We start from the raw sequence: 17,468 nt of genomic DNA, 5'->3' as shown, positions 1-17,468 counted from the left end.
GCGCTCCTTACTTGCCGTTGCCCGGGACGCGGACGATCAGGGCGTCGCCCTGGCCGCCGCCACCGCACAGCGCGGCCGCACCCACTCCGCCGCCCCGGCGCTTCAGCTCGAGCGCCAGGTGAAGGACCACCCGCGCGCCGGACATGCCGATGGGGTGGCCGAGTGCGATCGCGCCGCCGTTGACGTTCACCTTTTCCGGGGATACCCCCAGATCCTTCATTGACTGCACGGCAACCGCCGCGAAGGCCTCGTTGATCTCGATGAGGTCGAGGTCCTCGACGCCGATGCCCTCCTTGCCCAGCGCGTGCCGGATGGCGTTGGACGGCTGCGACTGGAGGGAGTTGTCGGGGCCGGCCACGTTCCCGTGGGCGCCGATCTCCGCGATCCACTCCAGGCCCAGCTCCTCGGCCTTGGCCTTGCTCATCACCACGACCGCCGCCGCACCGTCGGAGATCTGCGAGGACGTACCGGCGGTGATCGTGCCGTCCTTGGCGAACGCGGGGCGCAGCTTGCTCAGCGATTCCGCCGTGGTCTCGGCACGGATGCCCTCGTCCTTGGCGAAGACGACCGGCTCGCCCTTGCGCTGCGGGATCTCGACCGGCGTGATCTCCGCCTCGAAGATGCCGTTCTTCTGCGCGGCCGCGGCCCGCTGGTGGGAGCGCGCCGCGATCTCGTCCTGCGCGGCGCGCGCGATGCCGAGCCGGGTGTTGTGCTTCTCCGTCGACTCGCCCATGGCGACGCCCTCGAAGGAGTCGGTCAGACCGTCGTACGCCATGGCGTCGAGCATCTCGACGGCGCCGTACTTGAAGCCGTCGCGGGACTTCGGCAGCAGATGCGGCGCGTTGGTCATCGACTCCTGACCGCCGGCGACGACCACGTCGAACTCACCCGCGCGGATCAGCTGGTCGGCCAGCGCGATGGCGTCGAGCCCGGAGAGACAGACCTTGTTGACCGTGAGCGCGGGCACACTCATCGGGATGCCCGCCTTGACCGCGGCCTGGCGTGCCGGGATCTGCCCTGCCCCGGCCTGCAGCACCTGGCCCATGATCACGTACTGCACCTGATCGCCGCCGATGCCCGCCCGGTCCAGCGCGGCCTTGATGGCGAAGCCGCCAAGATCGGCGCCGGAGAAGGACTTGAGCGAGCCGAGCAGGCGTCCCATGGGCGTACGGGCGCCCGCGACGATCACTGAGGTGTTACCGGTCGTTCCTGACATGAGGCACGATCCCCTTCCAGCACGGAGCTGAGGAGTGAACGAGGGTTTACCTCAATGTACTGAGCGGTACGGTCCCAGGTCACCGGGCAGCCAGTGTGATCGCGCGCACGTTGCGTAACCACCGTCCGGGGCGCTGCACTGGGGGAATGCTGACGCGAATCGACCACATCGGGATCGCCTGTTTCGACCTCGACAAGACTGTTGAGTTCTACCGGGCCACATACGGCTTCGAGGTGTTCCACACCGAGGTCAACGAGGAGCAGGGCGTACGCGAAGCCATGCTCAAGATCAATGAGACGTCCGACGGCGGCGCCTCCTACCTCCAGCTCCTGGAACCCACCCGGGAGGACTCCGCGGTGGGAAAGTGGCTGGCCAAGAACGGTGAGGGCGTGCACCACATCGCCTTCGGCACCGCCGACGTGGACGGTGACGCACAGTCCATCCGCGAGAAGGGTGTGCGAGTCCTCTACGACCAGCCACGTATCGGCTCCATGGGCTCCCGTATCACTTTTCTCCACCCCAAGGACTGCCACGGCGTTCTCACCGAACTCGTCACCTCTGCAACGGACCACTGACCTCCGGATTCCCGGCCCGGTAGAGTGGGCGATTCCGGGCCGGGGCCGGGTCGGGGCCGCGACGCGTTCCCTCCGCTGATCTGTCACCATTCCCCGGGGGGCCGTTCGCCGGCGAACGGTGCTCGTCAGGAGTCAGTTGCGACCAGGGGACGGATGGGACCGCGCAGTGCGGGGCTACGAACGCCAGGAGAGCCACCGAGCTGACGACGACCACCTCTCGCGGTTCGAAGCCGAGATGGACCGGCTGAAGACCGAGCGGGAGAAGGCCGTCCAGCACGCCGAGGACCTCGGCTACCAGGTCGAGGTGTTGCGCGCCAAGCTCCATGAGGCGAGGCGCACTCTGGCCTCCCGTCCTGCCTACGACAGTGCCGACATCGGCTACCAGGCCGAGCAGCTGCTGCGTAACGCCCAGATCCAGGCCGACCAGCTGCGCTCCGACGCCGAGCGCGAACTGCGCGACGCCCGCGCCCAGACCCAGCGCATCCTCCAGGAGCACGCCGAGCACCAGGCCCGTCTCCAGGCCGAACTGCACTCCGAGGCGAACCAGCGCCGCCAGCGCCTCGACCAGGAGCTGGCCGAGCGCCGGCAGACCGTCGAGGCGCACGTCAACGAGAACGTCGCCTGGGCAGAGCAGCTGCGCGCCCGCACCGAGGCGCAGGCCCGCCGGCTCCTCGACGAGTCCCGCGCGGAGGCCGAGCAGTCGCTGGCCGCGGCCCGCGCCGAGGCCACCCGGGTCGCCGAGGAGGCACGTCAGCGGCTCGGCTCCGAGGCCGAGTCCGCCCGTGCCGAGGCCGAGGCGATCCTGCTGCGCGCCCGCAAGGACGCCGAACGGCTGCTGAACGCCGCCTCCAACCAGGCGCAGGAAGCCACCTCCCACGCCGAGCAGCTGCGCTCGTCCACCAGCGCCGAGTCCGACCAGGCCCGCCAGCAGGCCGCCGAACTGAGCCGCGCCGCCGAGCAGCGGATCCAGGAGGCGGAGGAGAAGCTGCGCGAGGCCCGCGCGGAGTCCGAGAAGCTGCTGACCGAGGCCAAGGAGTCGGCGGCCAAGCAGCTGACGTCCGCCGAGTCGGTCAACGAGCAGCGCACCCGTACCGCCAAGGCGGAGATCGCCCGGCTGGTCGGCGAGGCCACCAAGGAGTCCGAGGCGCTCAAGCGCGAGGCCGAGCAGGCACTCGCGGACGCCAAGGCCGAGGCCGAGAAGCTTCTGGCGGCCGCCTCCGAAAAGGCCCGTACGGTCGCGGCCGAGGATTCCGCGGCGCAGCTCGCCAAGGCCGCCCGTACCGCCGAGGACGTGCTGAACAAGGCCTCCGACGACGCCCGGGCCACCATCCGCTCGGCGAGCGAGGAGGCCGAGCGGATCCGCCGCGAGGCCGAGGCCGAGGCGGACCGGCTGCGCGGCGAGGCCGCCGAACAGGCCGATCAGCTCAAGGGCGCGGCCAAGGACGACACCAAGGAGTACCGCGCCAAGACCGTCGAGCTGCAGGAGGAGGCACGCCGGCTGCGCGGCGAGGCCGAGCAGCTGCGCGCCGAGGCCGTCGCCGAGGGCGAGCGGATCCGCGGCGAGGCGCGACGCGAGGCCGTTCAGCAGATCGAGGAGGCGGCGAGCACCGCCGAGGAGCTGCTGACCAAGGCACGGGCGGACGCCGACGAGCTGCGCGCCACCGCGAGCAGCGACAGCGAGCGGGTCCGTACGGAAGCGATCGAGCGCGCCACCACCCTGCGCAGGCAGGCAGAGGAGACCCTGGAGCGCACCCGCGGCGAGGCCGAGCGGCTGCGCACCGAGGCCGAGGAGCAGGCCGAGGGCGTACGGTCCGCGGCGGAGGCGACCGCTGCCGAACTGCGCGAGGAGGCCGAGCGGAGCATCGCCGCCCGCCAGGCCGAGGCCGCCGACGAGCTGACGCGGCTGCACACCGAGGCCGAGTCCCGGCTCGCCGCCGCCGAGCAGAACCTGGCCGACTCCCGGGGCGAGGCCGAGCGGCTTCGCCGCGAGGCGGCCGAGGAGACCGAGCGGCTGCGCACGGAGGCGGCCGAGCGGATCCGTACGCTCCAGGCGCAGGCCGAGCAGGAGGCCGAGCGACTGCGCACGGAGGCCGCGGCCGACGCGTCCAGTTCCAGGGCCGAGGCGGAGAACGTCGCGGTGCGGGTGCGCAGCGACGCCGCCAACGAGGCCGAGCGGCTCAAGACCGAGGCGCAGGAGAGCGCCGACCGGCTGCGCGCCGAGGCTGCGGCCGCCGCCGACCGGATCGGCGTCGAGGCCGCCGAGGCGCTGGCCGCCGCCCAGGAGGAGGCGAACCGCCGCCGCCGGGAGGCCGAGGAGATCCTCGACTCCGCGCGCACGGAAGCGAATCAGGAGCGCGATCTCGCCCGCGAGCAGAGCGAGGAGCTGCTCGCCTCCGCCCGCAAGCGGGTGGAGGAGGCCCAGGCCGAGGCGCAGCGCCTCGTCGAAGAGGCCGACCGCCGGGCCACCGAGATGATCGGCGCCGCCGAGCAGACCGCCCAGCAGGTACGGGACTCCGTCAACGGCCTCCACGAGCAGGCCGAGCAGGAGATCGCCGGACTGCGCTCCGCCGCCGAGCACGCGGCCGACCGCACCAGGACCGAGGCGCAGGAGGAGGCGGACCGGGTCCGCGCCGATGCGTACGCCGAGCGGGAGCGGGCCGCCGAGGACGCCAGCCGCCTGCGGGCAAGGGCCCAGGAGGAGACGGACGCGGCCAACGCGCTCGCCGAGCGGACCGTCGGCGAGGCCATCACCGAGTCGGACCGGCTGCGCGCCGACACCGCCGAGTACGTCCAGCGCATGCGTATGGAGGCGTCGGACGCCCTGGCATCGGCCGAGCAGGACGCCTCGCGCGCCCGCGCCGAGGCCCGCGAGGACGCCAACCGCATCCGCTCCGACGCCGCCGAACAGGCCGACCTGCTCATCGGCGAGGCGTCGAGCGAGAGCGAGCGGCTGCGCACCGAGGCGGCGGAGGCACTGTCCGGCGCCGAGGCGGCCGCTGCGCGGCTGCGCGCCGAGACCGAGCAGGTCAAGGCGGACGCCGAGGCCGAGGCCGAGCGGCTGCACGCCGGCATCCGGGCCGAGGGCGAGCAGATCCTCGACGAGGCCCGCCAGGCCGCCGACAAGCGCCGCGGCGACGCGGCCACCCAGGCCGACCAGCTGATCTCCGAGGCGTCCGGCGAGGCAGAGCGGCTGCGCGCCGAGGCCGCCGAGACGGTGGGCTCGGCCCAGCAGGCCGCCGAGCGCATCAAGTCCGAGGCGCAGAAGATCAAGGCGGACGCCGAGGCCGCGGCCGAGCGGATGCGCGCGGAGGCCCGGCAGGAGGCGGAGCGTACGGTCGACGAGGCGCGCGAGGCCGCGGCCAAGCGCCGCGCGGACGCCGCCGAACAGGCCGACCAGCTCGTCAACAAGGCCCAGGAGGAGGCGCTGCGCGCTGCCACCGAGGCCGAGCAGCAGGCCGACACGATGGTCGGCGCGGCCCGCACGGAGGCCGACCGGCTGGTCGGCGAGGCGACTGTCGAGGGCAACTCCCTGGTGGAGAAGGCCCGCACGGACGCGGACGAGCTGCTGGTCGGAGCGCGCCGGGACGCCACCGCCATCCGGGAGCGGGGCGAGGAGCTGCGTGCCCGCGTCGAGGCCGAGATCGAGGAACTGCACGAGCGGGCCCGCCGGGAGACCGCCGAACAGATGAAGTCGGCCGGCGAGCGCGTCGACCAGCTGGTGAAGGCAGCCACCGAACAGCAGGCCGAGGCCGAGGCGAAGGCCAAGGAGCTGGTCTCCGACGCGAATTCGGAGGCGAGCAAGGTCCGTATCGCCGCGGTCAAGAAGGCGGAGGGGCTGCTCAAGGAGGCCGGGCAGAAGAAGGCCGAGCTGATCCGCGAGGCGGAGCGGATCCGGGCGGACGCCCAGGCCGAGGCGGACCGCCTGGTCGGCGAGGGCAAGCGGGAGCTCGAGGTGCTGGTGCGCAGACGCGAGGACATTCAGGCGGAGATTTCCCGTGTCCAGGACGTTCTTGAAGCGTTGGAATCTTTCGAAGCGCCGTCGGGGGGTAGCAAGGAGGGCGGCGGTGTGAAAGCGGGTGTGACAGCCGGGGTTACACGTTCGAGTGGCAAGTCGTCCGACACCTAGCCACTCAAAAGGCTGGACATTCTCCAGATCAAACGGGCATCCGCTCGATGACACACCGCTTCGACCCCTAGGATTCCCCCTATCACCTCACCGGTCTCATTCGACAGGAACCCCATGAGCGACACTTCCTCCCCCTTCGGCTTCGAGCTCGTGCGGCGTGGTTACGACCGCGGTCAGGTGGACGACCGCATTACCAAGCTCGTCGCCGACCGTGACAGTGCTCTGGCCCGAATCACCTCTCTGGAAAAGCGCATCGAGGAGCTCCACCTCGAGACGCAGAACGCCCAGGCCCAGGTCAGCGACGCGGAGCCGTCGTACGCCGGTCTCGGTGCGCGTGTCGAGAAGATCCTCCGCCTCGCCGAGGAGGAGGCGAAGGACCTGCGCGAGGAGGCCCGTCGCGCGGCCGAGCAGCACCGTGACCTCGCCGAGTCCGCGGCCCAGCAGGTGCGCAACGACGCCGAGTCGTTCGCCGCCGAGCGCAAGGCCAAGGCCGAGGACGAGGGCGTCCGTATCGTCGAGAAGGCGAAGGGCGAGGCCTCTACGCTGCGTTCCGAGGCGCAGAAGGACGCGCAGTCCAAGCGCGAGGAGGCGGACGCGCTCTTCGAGGAGACCCGCGCCAAGGCCGCCCAGGCCGCCGCGGACTTCGAGACGAACCTCGCCAAGCGCCGCGAGCAGTCCGAGCGCGACCTGGCTTCGCGTCAGGCGAAGGCCGAGAAGCGCCTGGCCGAGATCGAGCACCGCGCCGAGCAGCTGCGCCTGGAGGCCGAGAAGCTGCGTACGGACGCGGAGCGCCGGGCCCGTCAGACGGTGGAGACCGCGCAGCGCCAGGCCGAGGACATCGTGGCCGACGCGAACGCCAAGGCCGACCGGATCCGCAGCGAATCGGAGCGCGAGCTGGCGGCGCTCACCAACCGCCGCGACTCGATCAACGCGCAGCTGACCAACGTCCGCGAGATGCTGGCCACGCTGACCGGTGCGGCCGTGGCCGCGGCGGGCACCCCCGCCGACGACGAGCCGATCTCCCGCGGCGTCCCGGCCCAGCAGTCCCGCTAGGGCCTGAGCGGTACGTCTGAGAATGCCCGGCGTCCTTGCGGCGCCGGGCATTCGTGCGTCCGCGCCCGGCGAAGCAGGTTCGCACCCGGTGGCGAAGGGCACGCGCCCGTCCGCGCCGCCGGGTGATACGGAGATCGATCCGGAGATCTTGATGTTCGACGAGCCGGTCAATGGCCTGGATCCGGAGGGAATTCACGGGATCCGCATTCCGGTGAAGACTTTGCGTCAGAAGGACGCACGATGTTCATCTTCTCGCACCTGATGTGCGAAATGACGCTCACCGCCGACCACTTGATCGTGATCGGACAGGGGCCGACTTCTGGCGGACAATGGCCGGGTGACTCCCTCCCACCGAGACCGTAGCGTTACGGCTTGGCCGGAACCGTCAAGGCCCGGATATCCTCCTAACTCTTACGGGGGCGTACGGCCGGATGGCGTGGGCCCCGACGACCCAACAGTCGATGGGGCTGGAGCATGATCGAGGCAGTCGGCCTGACTAAGCGCTATGGCGCGAAGACGGCCGTGTACAACCTTTCCTTCCAGGTGCGGCCCGGCGCCGTCACCGGCTTCCTCGGCCCCAACGGCGCCGGCAAGTCGACGACAATGCGCATGATCCTCGGGCTCGACCAGCCGACCGAGGGCCATGTCACGGTCGGCGGCCGCCCCTTCCGGCAGCTGCCGAACGCGCCCCGCCAGGTCGGCGCCCTCCTCGATGCCAAGGCCGTGCACGGCGGCCGCAGCGCCCGCAACCACCTGCTCTCGCTGGCGCAGCTCTCCGGCATCCCGGCCCGCCGGGTCGACGAGGTGCTGGGCGTCGTCGGGCTCCAGGAGGTCGCCAAGAAGCGTTCCAAGGGCTTCTCGCTCGGCATGGGCCAGCGCCTCGGCATCGCGGCCGCGCTGCTCGGCGACCCGCAGGTGCTGCTCTTCGACGAGCCGGTCAACGGCCTGGACCCGGAGGGCATCCTCTGGGTCCGCAATCTGATGAAGCGGCTGGCAGCCGAGGGCCGCACGGTCTTCGTCTCCTCGCACCTGATGAGCGAAATGGCCCTCACCGCCGACCACTTGATCGTGATCGGGCGCGGCCAGCTGCTCTCGGACATGAGCGTCAAGGACTTCATCTCGCACAACTCCGCGGACTTCGCCCGGGTGCGTACGCCGGGGACCGAGCCGCAACAGCGCGAGAAGCTGTCCGCCGCGCTCACGGAGGCCGGCGGGCAGGTCATGCCGGAGCCGGACGGGGCGCTGCGCGTGACCGGGCTGCCGCTGCCGCAGATCAGCGATCTCGCGCATGCCGCGGACGTCCGGCTGTGGGAGCTCTCGCCGCACCAGGCCTCACTGGAGGAGGCGTACATGCGGATGACGCAGGGCGCCGTGGACTACCGCTCGACGGCCGACCAGAAGTCGGGTCTGATGCAGCAGCCGCCGATGGGTTACGTCCCACCGCAGCAGCAGATCCCCGAGGTGCCGCAGCAGGGCTGGTACGCCCCGCCGCCGCCCCAGCCCGGCCAGGGCCCGAACCCGTACGCGGGCGCTCCGGGAGCTCCCGCCGGCCCGTACGGGGGCGCTCCGGCGGCTCCGGCCGGTCCGTACGGCGCTCCCGCCGCCCCGCCCGCCATGCCCCCGGCCGCCGCACCCGCCGACCTGACCAAGCCCGAGGACGCCCGATGACCACCCCCTACCAGCAGCAGAGCGCGCCCGCCGGCGCGTACTCGTCGCCGATCCCGGTGCGCAGCGCGCACCTCGGCGACGCCCTCGCCTCCGAGTGGACCAAGATCCGTTCCGTACGCTCCACGATGTGGACGCTCGGAGTGATGATCGTGCTGATGGTCGGCATCGGCATCCTCTCCGCGGTGGCCGTCGCCTCGTCGGGCACCGAACTGGAGGGTCAGCCGATCCTCTCCCTCGGCTTCTTCGGCGTACTGCTCGGCATCATCTGCGTGATCACGCTGGGCGTGCTGACCATCGCGTCCGAGTACGGCACGGGGATGATCAGGACGACACTGACCGCCTGCCCGAGCCGGACCCGGGTGCTCATCGCCAAGTCGATCGTCTTCTTCCTGCTCGTCTTCACCATCACCACGGTGATCGCCGCGCTCGTGGGCGCGCTGCAGCTCTCGATCATCGACCAGGGCTCCGCCACCGGCGAGGAGTGGTTCCGCTCGACGGTCGGCGTCGGCCTCTACGTCGCATTCCTCGGTCTGTTCTCGCTCGCCGTCGGCACGCTGATCCGCCACTCGGCAGGCGCCATCACCGTCATGATCGGCGTGGTGCTGCTGCCGCTCGTGCTGGCCATGTTCATGTTCTCGGAGTCGCTGGCGGATCTGCGCCAGGCCCTCTTCGAGTACTCGATCCCCAACCAGCTCGGCGTCTTCTACGACACCTCCGTCGCCGACTCCGGACCGGCCGGCTGGGACCCGCTGTGGATCGTCATGGGCGTGACGGCGGCCGCGATGGCCGGCGCCTTCGCCGCACTCAACGCGCGCGACGTGTGAGCACGCGGGCATTCGTCCGGACGGCATGAGCACAGACGCATGAGCACGGAACGCATGAGCACAGACGCGCAAGAACCGTAAGGGCTTCAGTACTTCGGCGCGTTACGGGACCGCTGCACCCGAGTGGTGCGGCGGTCCTTCGCGTTCCAGCACGCCTTGTGCCAGTGCCGCCGTTCCTCGACCCCGCCGCCGTGCTCAGGCCAGGCGACCACATGCGGCACCCCGGACGGGATCTCCTGGTCGCATCCGGGGCACCGGTACCGCTTGCCCGCCGCACTTGCCCCTGCGACATGGCGGACCGACCACTCCTCCCCCTGCCAGGACTCGGTCCGGCCGAAGCCGCCATACCTGTCGCCCGGCTCGGCGGCTTGCTCGGTCGGCTTCTCGCCGCCTCGGGGGCGGTTGCGGCGCGGGGACACGTGACACCTCACGGGGCAAGTCAGAACAGTTCCCGTCCAGCCTACGGGCCGCAGTCAGGGGTACACGTACAGCACGGCGTGAGACCGCGGCACACACAAGGGGCGGTTACCGGAAAATCGCAACAACTTCACGAATGGCCGTGCCTTTGGCACGTGTCAGACGTTGTTGCCAGTAGGGGAGTGACGCGTCGGCCGCAAGGAGGCAGAAGGCGATGCGCGTGGGAACTTTTGTGCTGGCGGCCCAATTCCCGGGCCAGGGGCAGGGGGAGGCGCTGCACCGGGCGGTGCGGTCCGCCGAGGTCGCGGAGGAATCCGGGCTCGATTCGGTCTGGCTCGCCGAGCACCACTTCGTGCCGTACGGCGTGTGCCCGTCGGCCGTGACACTCGCCGCCCTGCTGCTCGGCCGCACCCGGCGGATCCGGGTCGGCACCGCAGTGAGCGTCCTGCCGAACGCCCATCCTGTGGCGCTCGGCGAGCAGGCGGCCCTGCTGCATCTCACAAGCGGAGGAAGGTTCTCCGTCGGGGTGGGGCGGGGCGGGCCCTGGGTCGACCTCGAGGTCTTCGGCACCGGTCTGGCCGCGTACGAAAAGGACTTTCCGGAGTCCCTGGACCTGCTGCTGCGCTGGCTGCGCGAACCCCGCGTCGCAGCCCGGGGGGAACGATTCACTTTCCGTGAAGTCCCGGTCGTACCAAGGCCGGACGAGCTGATCGGCGGCCCCGAGCCGGGTCCCGAGCCGATCGGCCGCCCCGACCAGGGTCCCGAGGTGATCGTCGCCTGCACGTCCAAGGAGAGCGCGCGGCTCGCCGCCGCACGCGGGCTGCCGATGCTGCTCGGGATGCACTGCGGCGACGAGGAAAAGGCGGAGATGGTCGCCCTGTGGCGGACGTATGCGCGAGCCGCGGGGCGTACGCACGACGAGATCGAGCACGCCGGGCATGTGTCGGCCGGCGTGGTCCAGATCGCGGACCGCAGGGTCGATGCCACGGAGACTCTCCTGAAAGCGATGCCGGGCTGGCTCAAGCAGGGACTGGAAGCGCATGTCACGGTCGACGGCCGGCATCGCCCGATGCGGGACCCCGTGGCGTACACCGAACTGCTCTGCGGGGTGCATCCGGTGGGCCCGCCCCGGCTCGCCGCCGACCGGATCGCGGCCACCGCGGAACGAACCGGCATCACACGCTTCGCCCTGCTCGCCGAGGGCTCGGGCGACCTCGCCGCCACCGAGGAGAACGTACGGCGTCTTGGCGCAGAGGTGCTGCCGCTGCTGAGCTGAGTCCGGGTTTTCGCAGCCGTACGGGAGGTGCTGCCGCTCCGACATCAGTAGCACCTCCCGCGATGCGGAGCGACAGCGAAAGACGTCAGCAGTCGCGCAGTTCGGGCGACTGATTGAGCAACTGGGCCCGCACGGAAGTGAAGCGGGCGAGCCGCTTGTCGACCGAGGAGTCCAGCGGGAACACCGCGACGCGGTGGCAGTTCTGGAATGCCAGACGCACCCCGAAGTGCCGCTGGAGCGCCCCGCGTATCGCGTCACTTGCGAGCGCGCGCAGCAGCTGACCACGTGCCTGCTCGTCCGGCGGGGGCGTCTGGTTGTCGGCAAAGTCGCCGCCGTCCACCTTCAGCTGAGCCACCAGAGAACTGATCATCTCCCATGCGAAGGGCAGGGAGGTCCGGACGCAGTCGACGAAGGCAGCTTCGTCGACCTCGCCTCGCTCGGCCTGTTCTAACAGCGCCGGTGAGACGTCGAGCGACATGGGTTCTCCTCTCGCGGCCCCGGATTGCGGGGCCTTACGGGCAGGGAAGGAGGATGAGGGACAACGGCGACATACAAAACACGTACGACGACGCAGAGTGCACGACCGACAACCTCTCGCTTCCACGGTAAGTGCGCTGTCCGGAGCGCACCAGGAGATTGGGAGCACAACCGGCCAATAATGAACAGGGCTTCCGGGGCGAATCGCGCGCGGCGGCGTGCGTCGAGTAGCGTTGCGGACCATGCGCCTTGTCATCGCCCGCTGCTCCGTCGACTACGCGGGCCGGCTCACCGCCCATCTGCCCTCCGCTCCCCGTCTGATCCTGGTCAAGGCAGACGGCAGCGTCTCCATCCACGCGGACGACAGGGCGTACAAACCACTGAACTGGATGTCCCCGCCCTGCACCCTCAAAGAGGGTGGCGACAGCGTCTGGACGGTCATCAACAAAGCGGGCGAGAAACTGATCATCACGATGGAGGAAATCCTCCATGACTCCTCGCACGAACTCGGTGTGGACCCCGGTCTGATCAAGGACGGTGTGGAAGCGCACCTGCAGGAGCTGCTCGCCGACCGGATCGAGACACTGGGCGAGGGCTACAGCCTCATCCGCCGCGAATACCCCACGGCCATCGGCCCGGTGGACATTCTGTGCCGGGACTCGGACGGCGCGACGGTGGCCGTGGAGATCAAGCGGCGCGGCGAGATCGACGGCGTCGAGCAGCTCACACGCTATCTGGAACTGCTGAACCGCGACCCGCATCTGGCCCCGGTGAAGGGCCTGTTCGCGGCGCAGGAGATCAAGCCGCAGGCGCGGGTGCTCGCGACGGACCGCGGGATCGGGTGCGTGGTGCTGGACTACGACGCTCTGCGGGGCATCGAGGACGACAAGCTGCGGCTCTTCTGAGCGCTGTTACGACATGAGTACGGCCCCGGGCGGGATGCTGCCCGGGGCCGTACTGCGTGCTGGGCGCCGTCAGATGACGGGTGAGCCGCCTGTGGAGGGGTCGTTGGACGCGGGGGCGCTGCTGGTCATGGGAGCGCTGGCCGAGGTCGACCCGCCGGGCTGGCTCGGCGACGTCGACGTCGTCGGCGAAGGGGAGGACGGCGTCGTAGGCGGAGTGCTCGGAGGCGTGCTGGGCGGAGTCGGCTTGCTGCTCGACGCCGAAGGAGTCGGCTTCGGCTTCGTCGTGGGCCTGCCCGACGTCGTCGGCATTCCCTCCGGCGTCTCACTCGGCGCCGGCTTCCCGCTCGGCGTCGACGCGTTGCCCGTGGACGAGCTCGCCCCCGGCGTCACCGCAGCCGGGTTCTTCGGTTCGTCGCCGGGGCTGCGGGTCGAACCGTCGGCCGGCACATCCGCGTCCAGGCCGTTCTCGGCGTCGTCCTCGTTCGCGGACTGACCGTTCCTGACCTTGTTGCCCGGCGGGTCCTGGTGTTCCGAGGTCGCCCCGAGCGTGACCACCGTGCCGAGCACCGCGGCGAGCAGCGCACCGGCGCCCGCGGCGACCAGGTTGCGGCGGGCTCCGCCGAGGACGGAGAAGCGGCGGCCGGACTTCGCACCGCCCGCCGACGACCGCGACACCAGCGTCGCGGGTTCCTCCGTGGACTTCGGCTGTCCCGCGGCCCCCGTGCCCATTCCCCTACGCAGGCCCAGCGGCAGCACGGCCGCCGGTACACCGCCGGGCGGCGACGCCGACTCGTCGTGGCGCGCGGCCGGCACCTCCTCGCCCGCGGGGGTGCGGCCGGCGGGGACGAGGCCGCCCTCGCGGTCCGTGACAAGCGCCAGTGCCCGGCGGCTCGCGACGGTGCCGCGCTTGTCGGCGAGCGCGCCGCGCATGCCGATCGAGGTCTCCAGCTCGGCACGGGCCCGGTCCAGGTTGCCGGTGCAGAGCGCGAAGACGCCCAGCTCATGGTGGAAGTATGCCTCTTCGGCGACCTCGCCGGCGAGCCGGGCCGCTTCGGAGCCGACCCGCAGGGCCCGCTCCCAGGCGCCCCAGTGCAGTCCGGCAGCGAAGACGGGCGTGGCGCTGCGGGCCAGTAGTACGGCCGCGTTGGGGTGTCCCGCCTCCTGCCCCGGCACCATCGCGGCCAGCGTGGCAAGTACGGCGTCCGCCTCGGCGACCGCACGCTCGGGGGTGACGGAGGGGTGCCCGGACCACCAGGCGTAGTGCTGGGCGGCGGTGTGGGCGTGGTCGGCGGCGTCCTCGGCGTAACCCTTCTCGGTCAGCTGGGCGATCACACCGGCCGCGAGCCGGTAGCGGCTGCCGACCGGGGAGAGCAGCCCGCACGCCATCAGCTCGCCGAGCGCGGCGTCCGCGTGCGTGTCTCCGACGAGCGCCGGCAGATGCGCCTGGTGCGGGACCTCGCCGCCGAGCGCGACGGCGAAGCGCAGGGTGTCGCGGGCGGCCTCGCTCAGCCGGGAGGCGAGCAGTGACGCCGGTGCGGCGCCCTCCCCCAGCGTCGGCAGCGGTACTTCGACCTCCGCGATCCCGTCGAAGGGTGTGTACTCGTCGAGCTCGTCCGGGTCGGAGCGCAGGCTGTCGGCCTGCCGCAGCAGTGCGCCCGCCTGGATGAAGCGCAGGGGCAGTCCCTCGGACTCGAACCAGAGGTCGCCCGCCCAGTTCGCCTCGTCCTCGGTGAGCGGCCGTTCCACGGCACGCTGCAGCAGGTCCAGCGAGGCACTGCGGCCCAGTCCGGCGAGGAAGACCTCTTCGAGGTGCGAGTCGGCGGCGGGTGCGGGCACATCGGGGGTGGCGGCGACCAGGAAGGCGCACTCGGGCGCGGCGTCCAGCAGCTCGCCGAGGGCGGCGCCGCCGAACTCCAGGTCGTCGAGGACGACGATCGCGCCGATCTCCCGGACGTACTGGAACAGCGTGGCGCGGTCGGGCCGGTGCTTGGGAGCGCTGTGGACGACGGCGAAGAGCTCGTACAGCAGCTCGGTGGGGGTGCGGTGATGGCCGCTGAGGCGTACGACTCCGTCGGGCGCGAGATCCGCGCAGTCCTCGGCGACGGTGTCGAGCAGGGCGCTGCGCCCGGAGCCCGCGGGTCCGGTGAGCCGTACGGAACGCCCGCGGCCCAGCAGTCGCACCAGCCGCTCACGCTCCTCGTCGCGCTCGAGCAGTGGCAGCGGCGGCGCGGGCGGACCCGGCGGCACGGGCGGCCGCGCGGCGCGCTGCAGCTCAGCACGCTCGGCGGCGCTGCGCCGGGCCGGCCGCGGGGGCTGCTCTCCCGGCGGGCAGGGCTCTATCTCGCTGCCGTCCACGGGATTGACCGTGAGCAGGAAGTCTCCCGTGACGAGCTGGACGGTACGGGCCAGCGCCGGTGTGGGCTGCCCGAAGTCCGCATTGCCGGTGTCGCGCTGGGGGCGGGCCTGTCCCGCGCCCTCGCCGAAAGTGTCGTTGTCCATGGTCAAGCCCCCCAGATGCGATTGGCTCAGCTTCGTCCCCGCCGAGGTGTGTGATTCCTGGTGGCGGAGCCGCGTGCGTATGTCCCTCCCGGCTTTCTGCACGCCCCGCTGTAGCTTCGGTCCGGTGCCCACCGCATGGGTTCGTCGGATTCGGCAGGCGTCCGAACCCTAGACCTTCGCTCAGTATCTCGTCACGTGTGGGGTGCCACCCCGCCCGTGCCGTGACGTTCTCGTGAGGATTGCGAGCGTCGTACGGTTCACACCCGAGGGAGCGATTCGGCCGCGATGCCGCCTTCGATGGCAAGGATGCGGTGCAGCCGGGTCGCCACGAGGAGTCTCTGCATCTGTGGCGGCACGCCGCGCAGCACCAGCCGGCGACCGCACCGGCCGGCCCGCCGGTGTGCGCCCATGATGACCCCGAGCCCGGTGGCGTCCCAGGAGTCGAGGTCGGTCAGGTCGAGCACCAGGTCGCCGACTCCGTCGTCGACGGCCGAGTGCAGAACCGTACGGGCGTCCGCCGCGCTGCGGACGTCGAGGCGGCCCCCGACGACCAGCTCGGCGTGGTCGCCCCTGATGTGCATATGCGCTCCCCGTGAGTGCGTCAGTGCCCTGTGTCTGTCTCTTCTGACTCTTCTTGTTGCTTCTTGCTGCTCTGGTTTGCTCTCGATGCGTTGCAACATCTCAATGCCTTGCAACAACTGACTGCCACATGGGCAGGGCGGTTGCTGCTTGTAAGCGAACCGATACTGAATTCACCCTGCCGGGTGACACCAAATCGGTCGATGAAGGTCAGTACGCGTAGAAGCCCTGCCCGCTCTTGCGGCCGATGTCACCGGCATCCACCATCCGGCGCATCAGCTCCGGCGGGGCGAACTTCTCGTCCTGGGACTCGGTGTAGATGTTGCTGGTGGCGTGCAGCAGGATGTCCACGCCGGTCAGGTCGGCGGTGGCGAGCGGCCCCATGGCGTGGCCGAAGCCCAGCTTGCAGGCGATGTCGATGTCCTCGGCGGACGCGACACCCGATTCGTACAGCTTTGCCGCCTCGACGACCAGGGCCGAGATGAGGCGGGTGGTGACAAAACCGGCGACATCGCGGTTGACGACGATGCAGGTCTTGCCCACGGACTCGGCGAACTCCCGCGTGGTGGCCAGGGTTTCGTCGCTGGTCTTGTAGCCGCGCACCAGCTCGCACAGCTGCATCATCGGCACGGGCGAGAAGAAGTGCGCGCCGACGACGCGCTCCGGACGCTCCGTCACCGCCGCGATCTTGGTGATCGGGATGGCGGAGGTGTTGGAGGCGAGGACCGTGTCGTCCCGTACGAGCTTGTCGAGGGTCCCGAAGATCTCGTGCTTGACCTCGAGCTTTTCGAACACCGCCTCGACGACGATGTCCGCGTCCGCGACGGCGTCCAGGTCGGTCGTGGTGGTGATGCGCGCCAACGCCGCCTCGGCGTCGGCCGCTTCGAGCCTGCCCTTGGAGACGAACTTGTCGTACGAGGTCTTGATGCCGTCCTTGCCACGGGCCAGGGCCGCGTCGGTGACATCGCGCAGCACCACGTCCCAGCCCGCCTGGGCCGAGACCTGCGCGATACCGGACCCCATGAGTCCGGCCCCGATGACAGCGAGCTTCCTGGCCACTGCGGCACCCCTTAACACCTGTTTACATTTCTGCTCTCCGGCGGAGGTTAGCGCCCGTGAGGGGCCGTGTGTGCGCGAAGAGATGCGAGTCACGTCTCATCCCGAGGACATCACACCGACCCGGTTCATCACGCATCACGGACCGCGAACTTGAGCACCTTCTCCCCCAGCACTTCCTCCATGTCGTCGAGGAGCACGAGAGCCTCGCGGGAAACCTCGTTGGGCGGGCGGCCCTTGACCATCTCGCGGCCGATGGAACCCATGAGGGTGGCCTGTACCCAGGCGAGCTGGCCGGCGACAAGGGTGGGGAGCGTGTCGTCGGGCGCCGCGCCGGTCTCCTGTCTGAGCGTGTCTTCGAGGTGCTCCAAAGCCTCCTGCTGGATGCGCCACAGACGGGAGCGGAGGGTGTGCGCACCATGGATGACCCGCAGGAAACGGTCATATCCCTCCATCAACCCGACGGCGGGTGAGACGGTTTCGACCTGCTCGCGCAGTTCACGCAGTACGGCCTCGGCGGCCGACTCCCCGATGTCGCGGCCGCGTACGTAGCGGGAGAGCCGCTCGACGATGCCCCTGCTGCGGTCGAGGAAGAGGTCCTCCTTGGCCGGGAAGTAGTTGTACACGGTGTTGACCGAGACATCGGCCGCGGCCGCGATCTCGGCGATGGTCACCGCATCGAAGCCGCGTTCCAGGAACAGGCCGGTGGCCATGTCCGAGATGTGCTGTCTGGTCTGCCGCTTCTTCCGCTCTCTGAGTCCCTCAGCCATGACCTCATCGTAACTTCGTTGGGCTCA

14 protein-coding genes and 1 pseudogene are annotated in these 17,468 nt (G+C 70.6%); 8 read left to right on the top strand and 7 right to left on the bottom strand.

The features are described from left to right. Positions 1-7: 7 nt before the first annotated feature. Positions 8-1,216, bottom strand: coding sequence for an acetyl-CoA C-acetyltransferase (locus ACQEVG_RS26770; RefSeq protein ID WP_432988342.1), 1,209 nt, complete (start codon positions 1,214-1,216; stop codon positions 8-10). A 146-nt stretch (positions 1,217-1,362) separates the two neighbouring features. On the opposite strand from ACQEVG_RS26770, the gene mce reads away from it, so the two are divergent. The 6 genes and pseudogenes from mce to ACQEVG_RS26740 all read left to right on the top strand — a co-directional run bounded on the left by mce (position 1,363) and on the right by ACQEVG_RS26740 (position 9,462). Beyond that, a complete protein-coding gene (gene mce, locus ACQEVG_RS26765) occupies positions 1,363-1,791 on the top strand; it encodes a methylmalonyl-CoA epimerase (RefSeq protein ID WP_432988340.1) in 429 nt (142 codons plus the stop codon). A 166-nt stretch (positions 1,792-1,957) separates the two neighbouring features. After that, positions 1,958-5,917, top strand: coding sequence for a polarized growth protein Scy (gene scy / locus ACQEVG_RS26760; RefSeq protein ID WP_432988338.1), 3,960 nt, complete (start codon positions 1,958-1,960; stop codon positions 5,915-5,917). Positions 5,918-6,031: 114 nt separating this feature from the next. Further along, a complete protein-coding gene (locus ACQEVG_RS26755) occupies positions 6,032-6,970 on the top strand; it encodes a cellulose-binding protein (protein ID WP_432988336.1) in 939 nt (312 codons plus the stop codon). Positions 6,971-7,106: 136 nt separating this feature from the next. After that, positions 7,107-7,282: pseudogene (locus ACQEVG_RS26750) on the top strand (ABC transporter ATP-binding protein); the annotation flags it as partial. Between the two features lie 162 nt (positions 7,283-7,444). Continuing rightward, positions 7,445-8,638 (top strand): ABC transporter ATP-binding protein, encoded by a 1,194-nt coding sequence (locus ACQEVG_RS26745; protein WP_432988334.1) that lies wholly within the window; start codon positions 7,445-7,447, stop codon positions 8,636-8,638. After that, positions 8,635-9,462, top strand: a complete 828-nt coding sequence (locus ACQEVG_RS26740) for an ABC transporter permease (protein ID WP_432988332.1) — start codon at positions 8,635-8,637, stop codon at positions 9,460-9,462. The genes ACQEVG_RS26745 and ACQEVG_RS26740 overlap by 4 nt, the downstream gene beginning before the upstream one ends. 86 nt (positions 9,463-9,548) lie before the next feature. On the opposite strand, the gene ACQEVG_RS26735 is transcribed toward ACQEVG_RS26740, so the two are convergent. Beyond that, entirely contained in the window at positions 9,549-9,881 is a 333-nt protein-coding gene (locus ACQEVG_RS26735; protein WP_432988329.1) for an ATP/GTP-binding protein, read from the bottom strand. A gap of 212 nt (positions 9,882-10,093) precedes the next feature. Between ACQEVG_RS26735 and ACQEVG_RS26730 the strand changes: the two genes are divergently transcribed. After that, positions 10,094-11,155 (top strand): LLM class flavin-dependent oxidoreductase, encoded by a 1,062-nt coding sequence (locus tag ACQEVG_RS26730; RefSeq protein ID WP_432988327.1) that lies wholly within the window; start codon positions 10,094-10,096, stop codon positions 11,153-11,155. Positions 11,156-11,240: 85 nt separating this feature from the next. On the opposite strand, the gene ACQEVG_RS26725 is transcribed toward ACQEVG_RS26730, so the two are convergent. After that, positions 11,241-11,633 (bottom strand): SCO5389 family protein, encoded by a 393-nt coding sequence (locus tag ACQEVG_RS26725; RefSeq protein ID WP_432988325.1) that lies wholly within the window; start codon positions 11,631-11,633, stop codon positions 11,241-11,243. Positions 11,634-11,874: 241 nt separating this feature from the next. Between ACQEVG_RS26725 and nucS the strand changes: the two genes are divergently transcribed. Beyond that, positions 11,875-12,537, top strand: a complete 663-nt coding sequence (gene nucS, locus ACQEVG_RS26720; RefSeq protein ID WP_432988323.1) for an endonuclease NucS — start codon at positions 11,875-11,877, stop codon at positions 12,535-12,537. 69 nt (positions 12,538-12,606) lie between these two features. Here nucS and ACQEVG_RS26715 read toward each other — a convergent pair whose 3' ends face one another. The 4 genes from ACQEVG_RS26715 to ACQEVG_RS26700 form a co-directional block, all read right to left on the bottom strand. Beyond that, positions 12,607-15,036, bottom strand: a complete 2,430-nt coding sequence (locus ACQEVG_RS26715; RefSeq protein WP_432988321.1) for an ATP-binding protein — start codon at positions 15,034-15,036, stop codon at positions 12,607-12,609. A 257-nt stretch (positions 15,037-15,293) separates the two neighbouring features. Beyond that, complete coding sequence (locus tag ACQEVG_RS26710) at positions 15,294-15,617, bottom strand: STAS domain-containing protein (RefSeq protein WP_041984301.1); 324 nt, start codon at positions 15,615-15,617, stop codon at positions 15,294-15,296. Positions 15,618-15,825: 208 nt separating this feature from the next. Then, positions 15,826-16,674, bottom strand: a complete 849-nt coding sequence (locus ACQEVG_RS26705; protein ID WP_432988318.1) for a 3-hydroxyacyl-CoA dehydrogenase family protein — start codon at positions 16,672-16,674, stop codon at positions 15,826-15,828. Between the two features lie 128 nt (positions 16,675-16,802). Beyond that, the gene (locus ACQEVG_RS26700) at positions 16,803-17,441 is read right to left on the bottom strand and encodes a TetR/AcrR family transcriptional regulator (protein WP_432988316.1); all 639 of its coding nucleotides are present in this window, start codon (positions 17,439-17,441) and stop codon (positions 16,803-16,805) included. Positions 17,442-17,468 lie beyond the last annotated feature (27 nt).

It is taken from the genome of Streptomyces sp. CA-135486, from assembly GCF_050936555.1.
Lineage (GTDB): Bacteria > Actinomycetota > Actinomycetes > Streptomycetales > Streptomycetaceae > Streptomyces.
Note: the sequence above shows the minus strand (reverse complement) of the source record. Positions and strands in the feature narration are given on the sequence as shown.

Bases quoted from the DNA above. Each gene is read 5' to 3' on its own strand.
- ACQEVG_RS26770 (WP_432988342.1), bottom strand. From the start codon at position 1,216: ATGTCAGGAACGACCGGTAACACCTCAGTGATCGTCGCGGGCGCCCGT.
- mce (WP_432988340.1), top strand. From the start codon at position 1,363: ATGCTGACGCGAATCGACCACATCGGGATCGCCTGTTTCGACCTCGAC.
- ACQEVG_RS26755 (WP_432988336.1), top strand. From the start codon at position 6,032: ATGAGCGACACTTCCTCCCCCTTCGGCTTCGAGCTCGTGCGGCGTGGT.
- ACQEVG_RS26745 (WP_432988334.1), top strand. From the start codon at position 7,445: ATGATCGAGGCAGTCGGCCTGACTAAGCGCTATGGCGCGAAGACGGCC.
- ACQEVG_RS26740 (WP_432988332.1), top strand. From the start codon at position 8,635: ATGACCACCCCCTACCAGCAGCAGAGCGCGCCCGCCGGCGCGTACTCG.
- ACQEVG_RS26730 (WP_432988327.1), top strand. From the start codon at position 10,094: ATGCGCGTGGGAACTTTTGTGCTGGCGGCCCAATTCCCGGGCCAGGGG.
- ACQEVG_RS26725 (WP_432988325.1), bottom strand. From the start codon at position 11,633: ATGTCGCTCGACGTCTCACCGGCGCTGTTAGAACAGGCCGAGCGAGGC.
- nucS (WP_432988323.1), top strand. From the start codon at position 11,875: ATGCGCCTTGTCATCGCCCGCTGCTCCGTCGACTACGCGGGCCGGCTC.
- ACQEVG_RS26715 (WP_432988321.1), bottom strand. From the start codon at position 15,036: ATGGACAACGACACTTTCGGCGAGGGCGCGGGACAGGCCCGCCCCCAG.
- ACQEVG_RS26710 (WP_041984301.1), bottom strand. From the start codon at position 15,617: ATGCACATCAGGGGCGACCACGCCGAGCTGGTCGTCGGGGGCCGCCTC.
- ACQEVG_RS26700 (WP_432988316.1), bottom strand. From the start codon at position 17,441: ATGGCTGAGGGACTCAGAGAGCGGAAGAAGCGGCAGACCAGACAGCAC.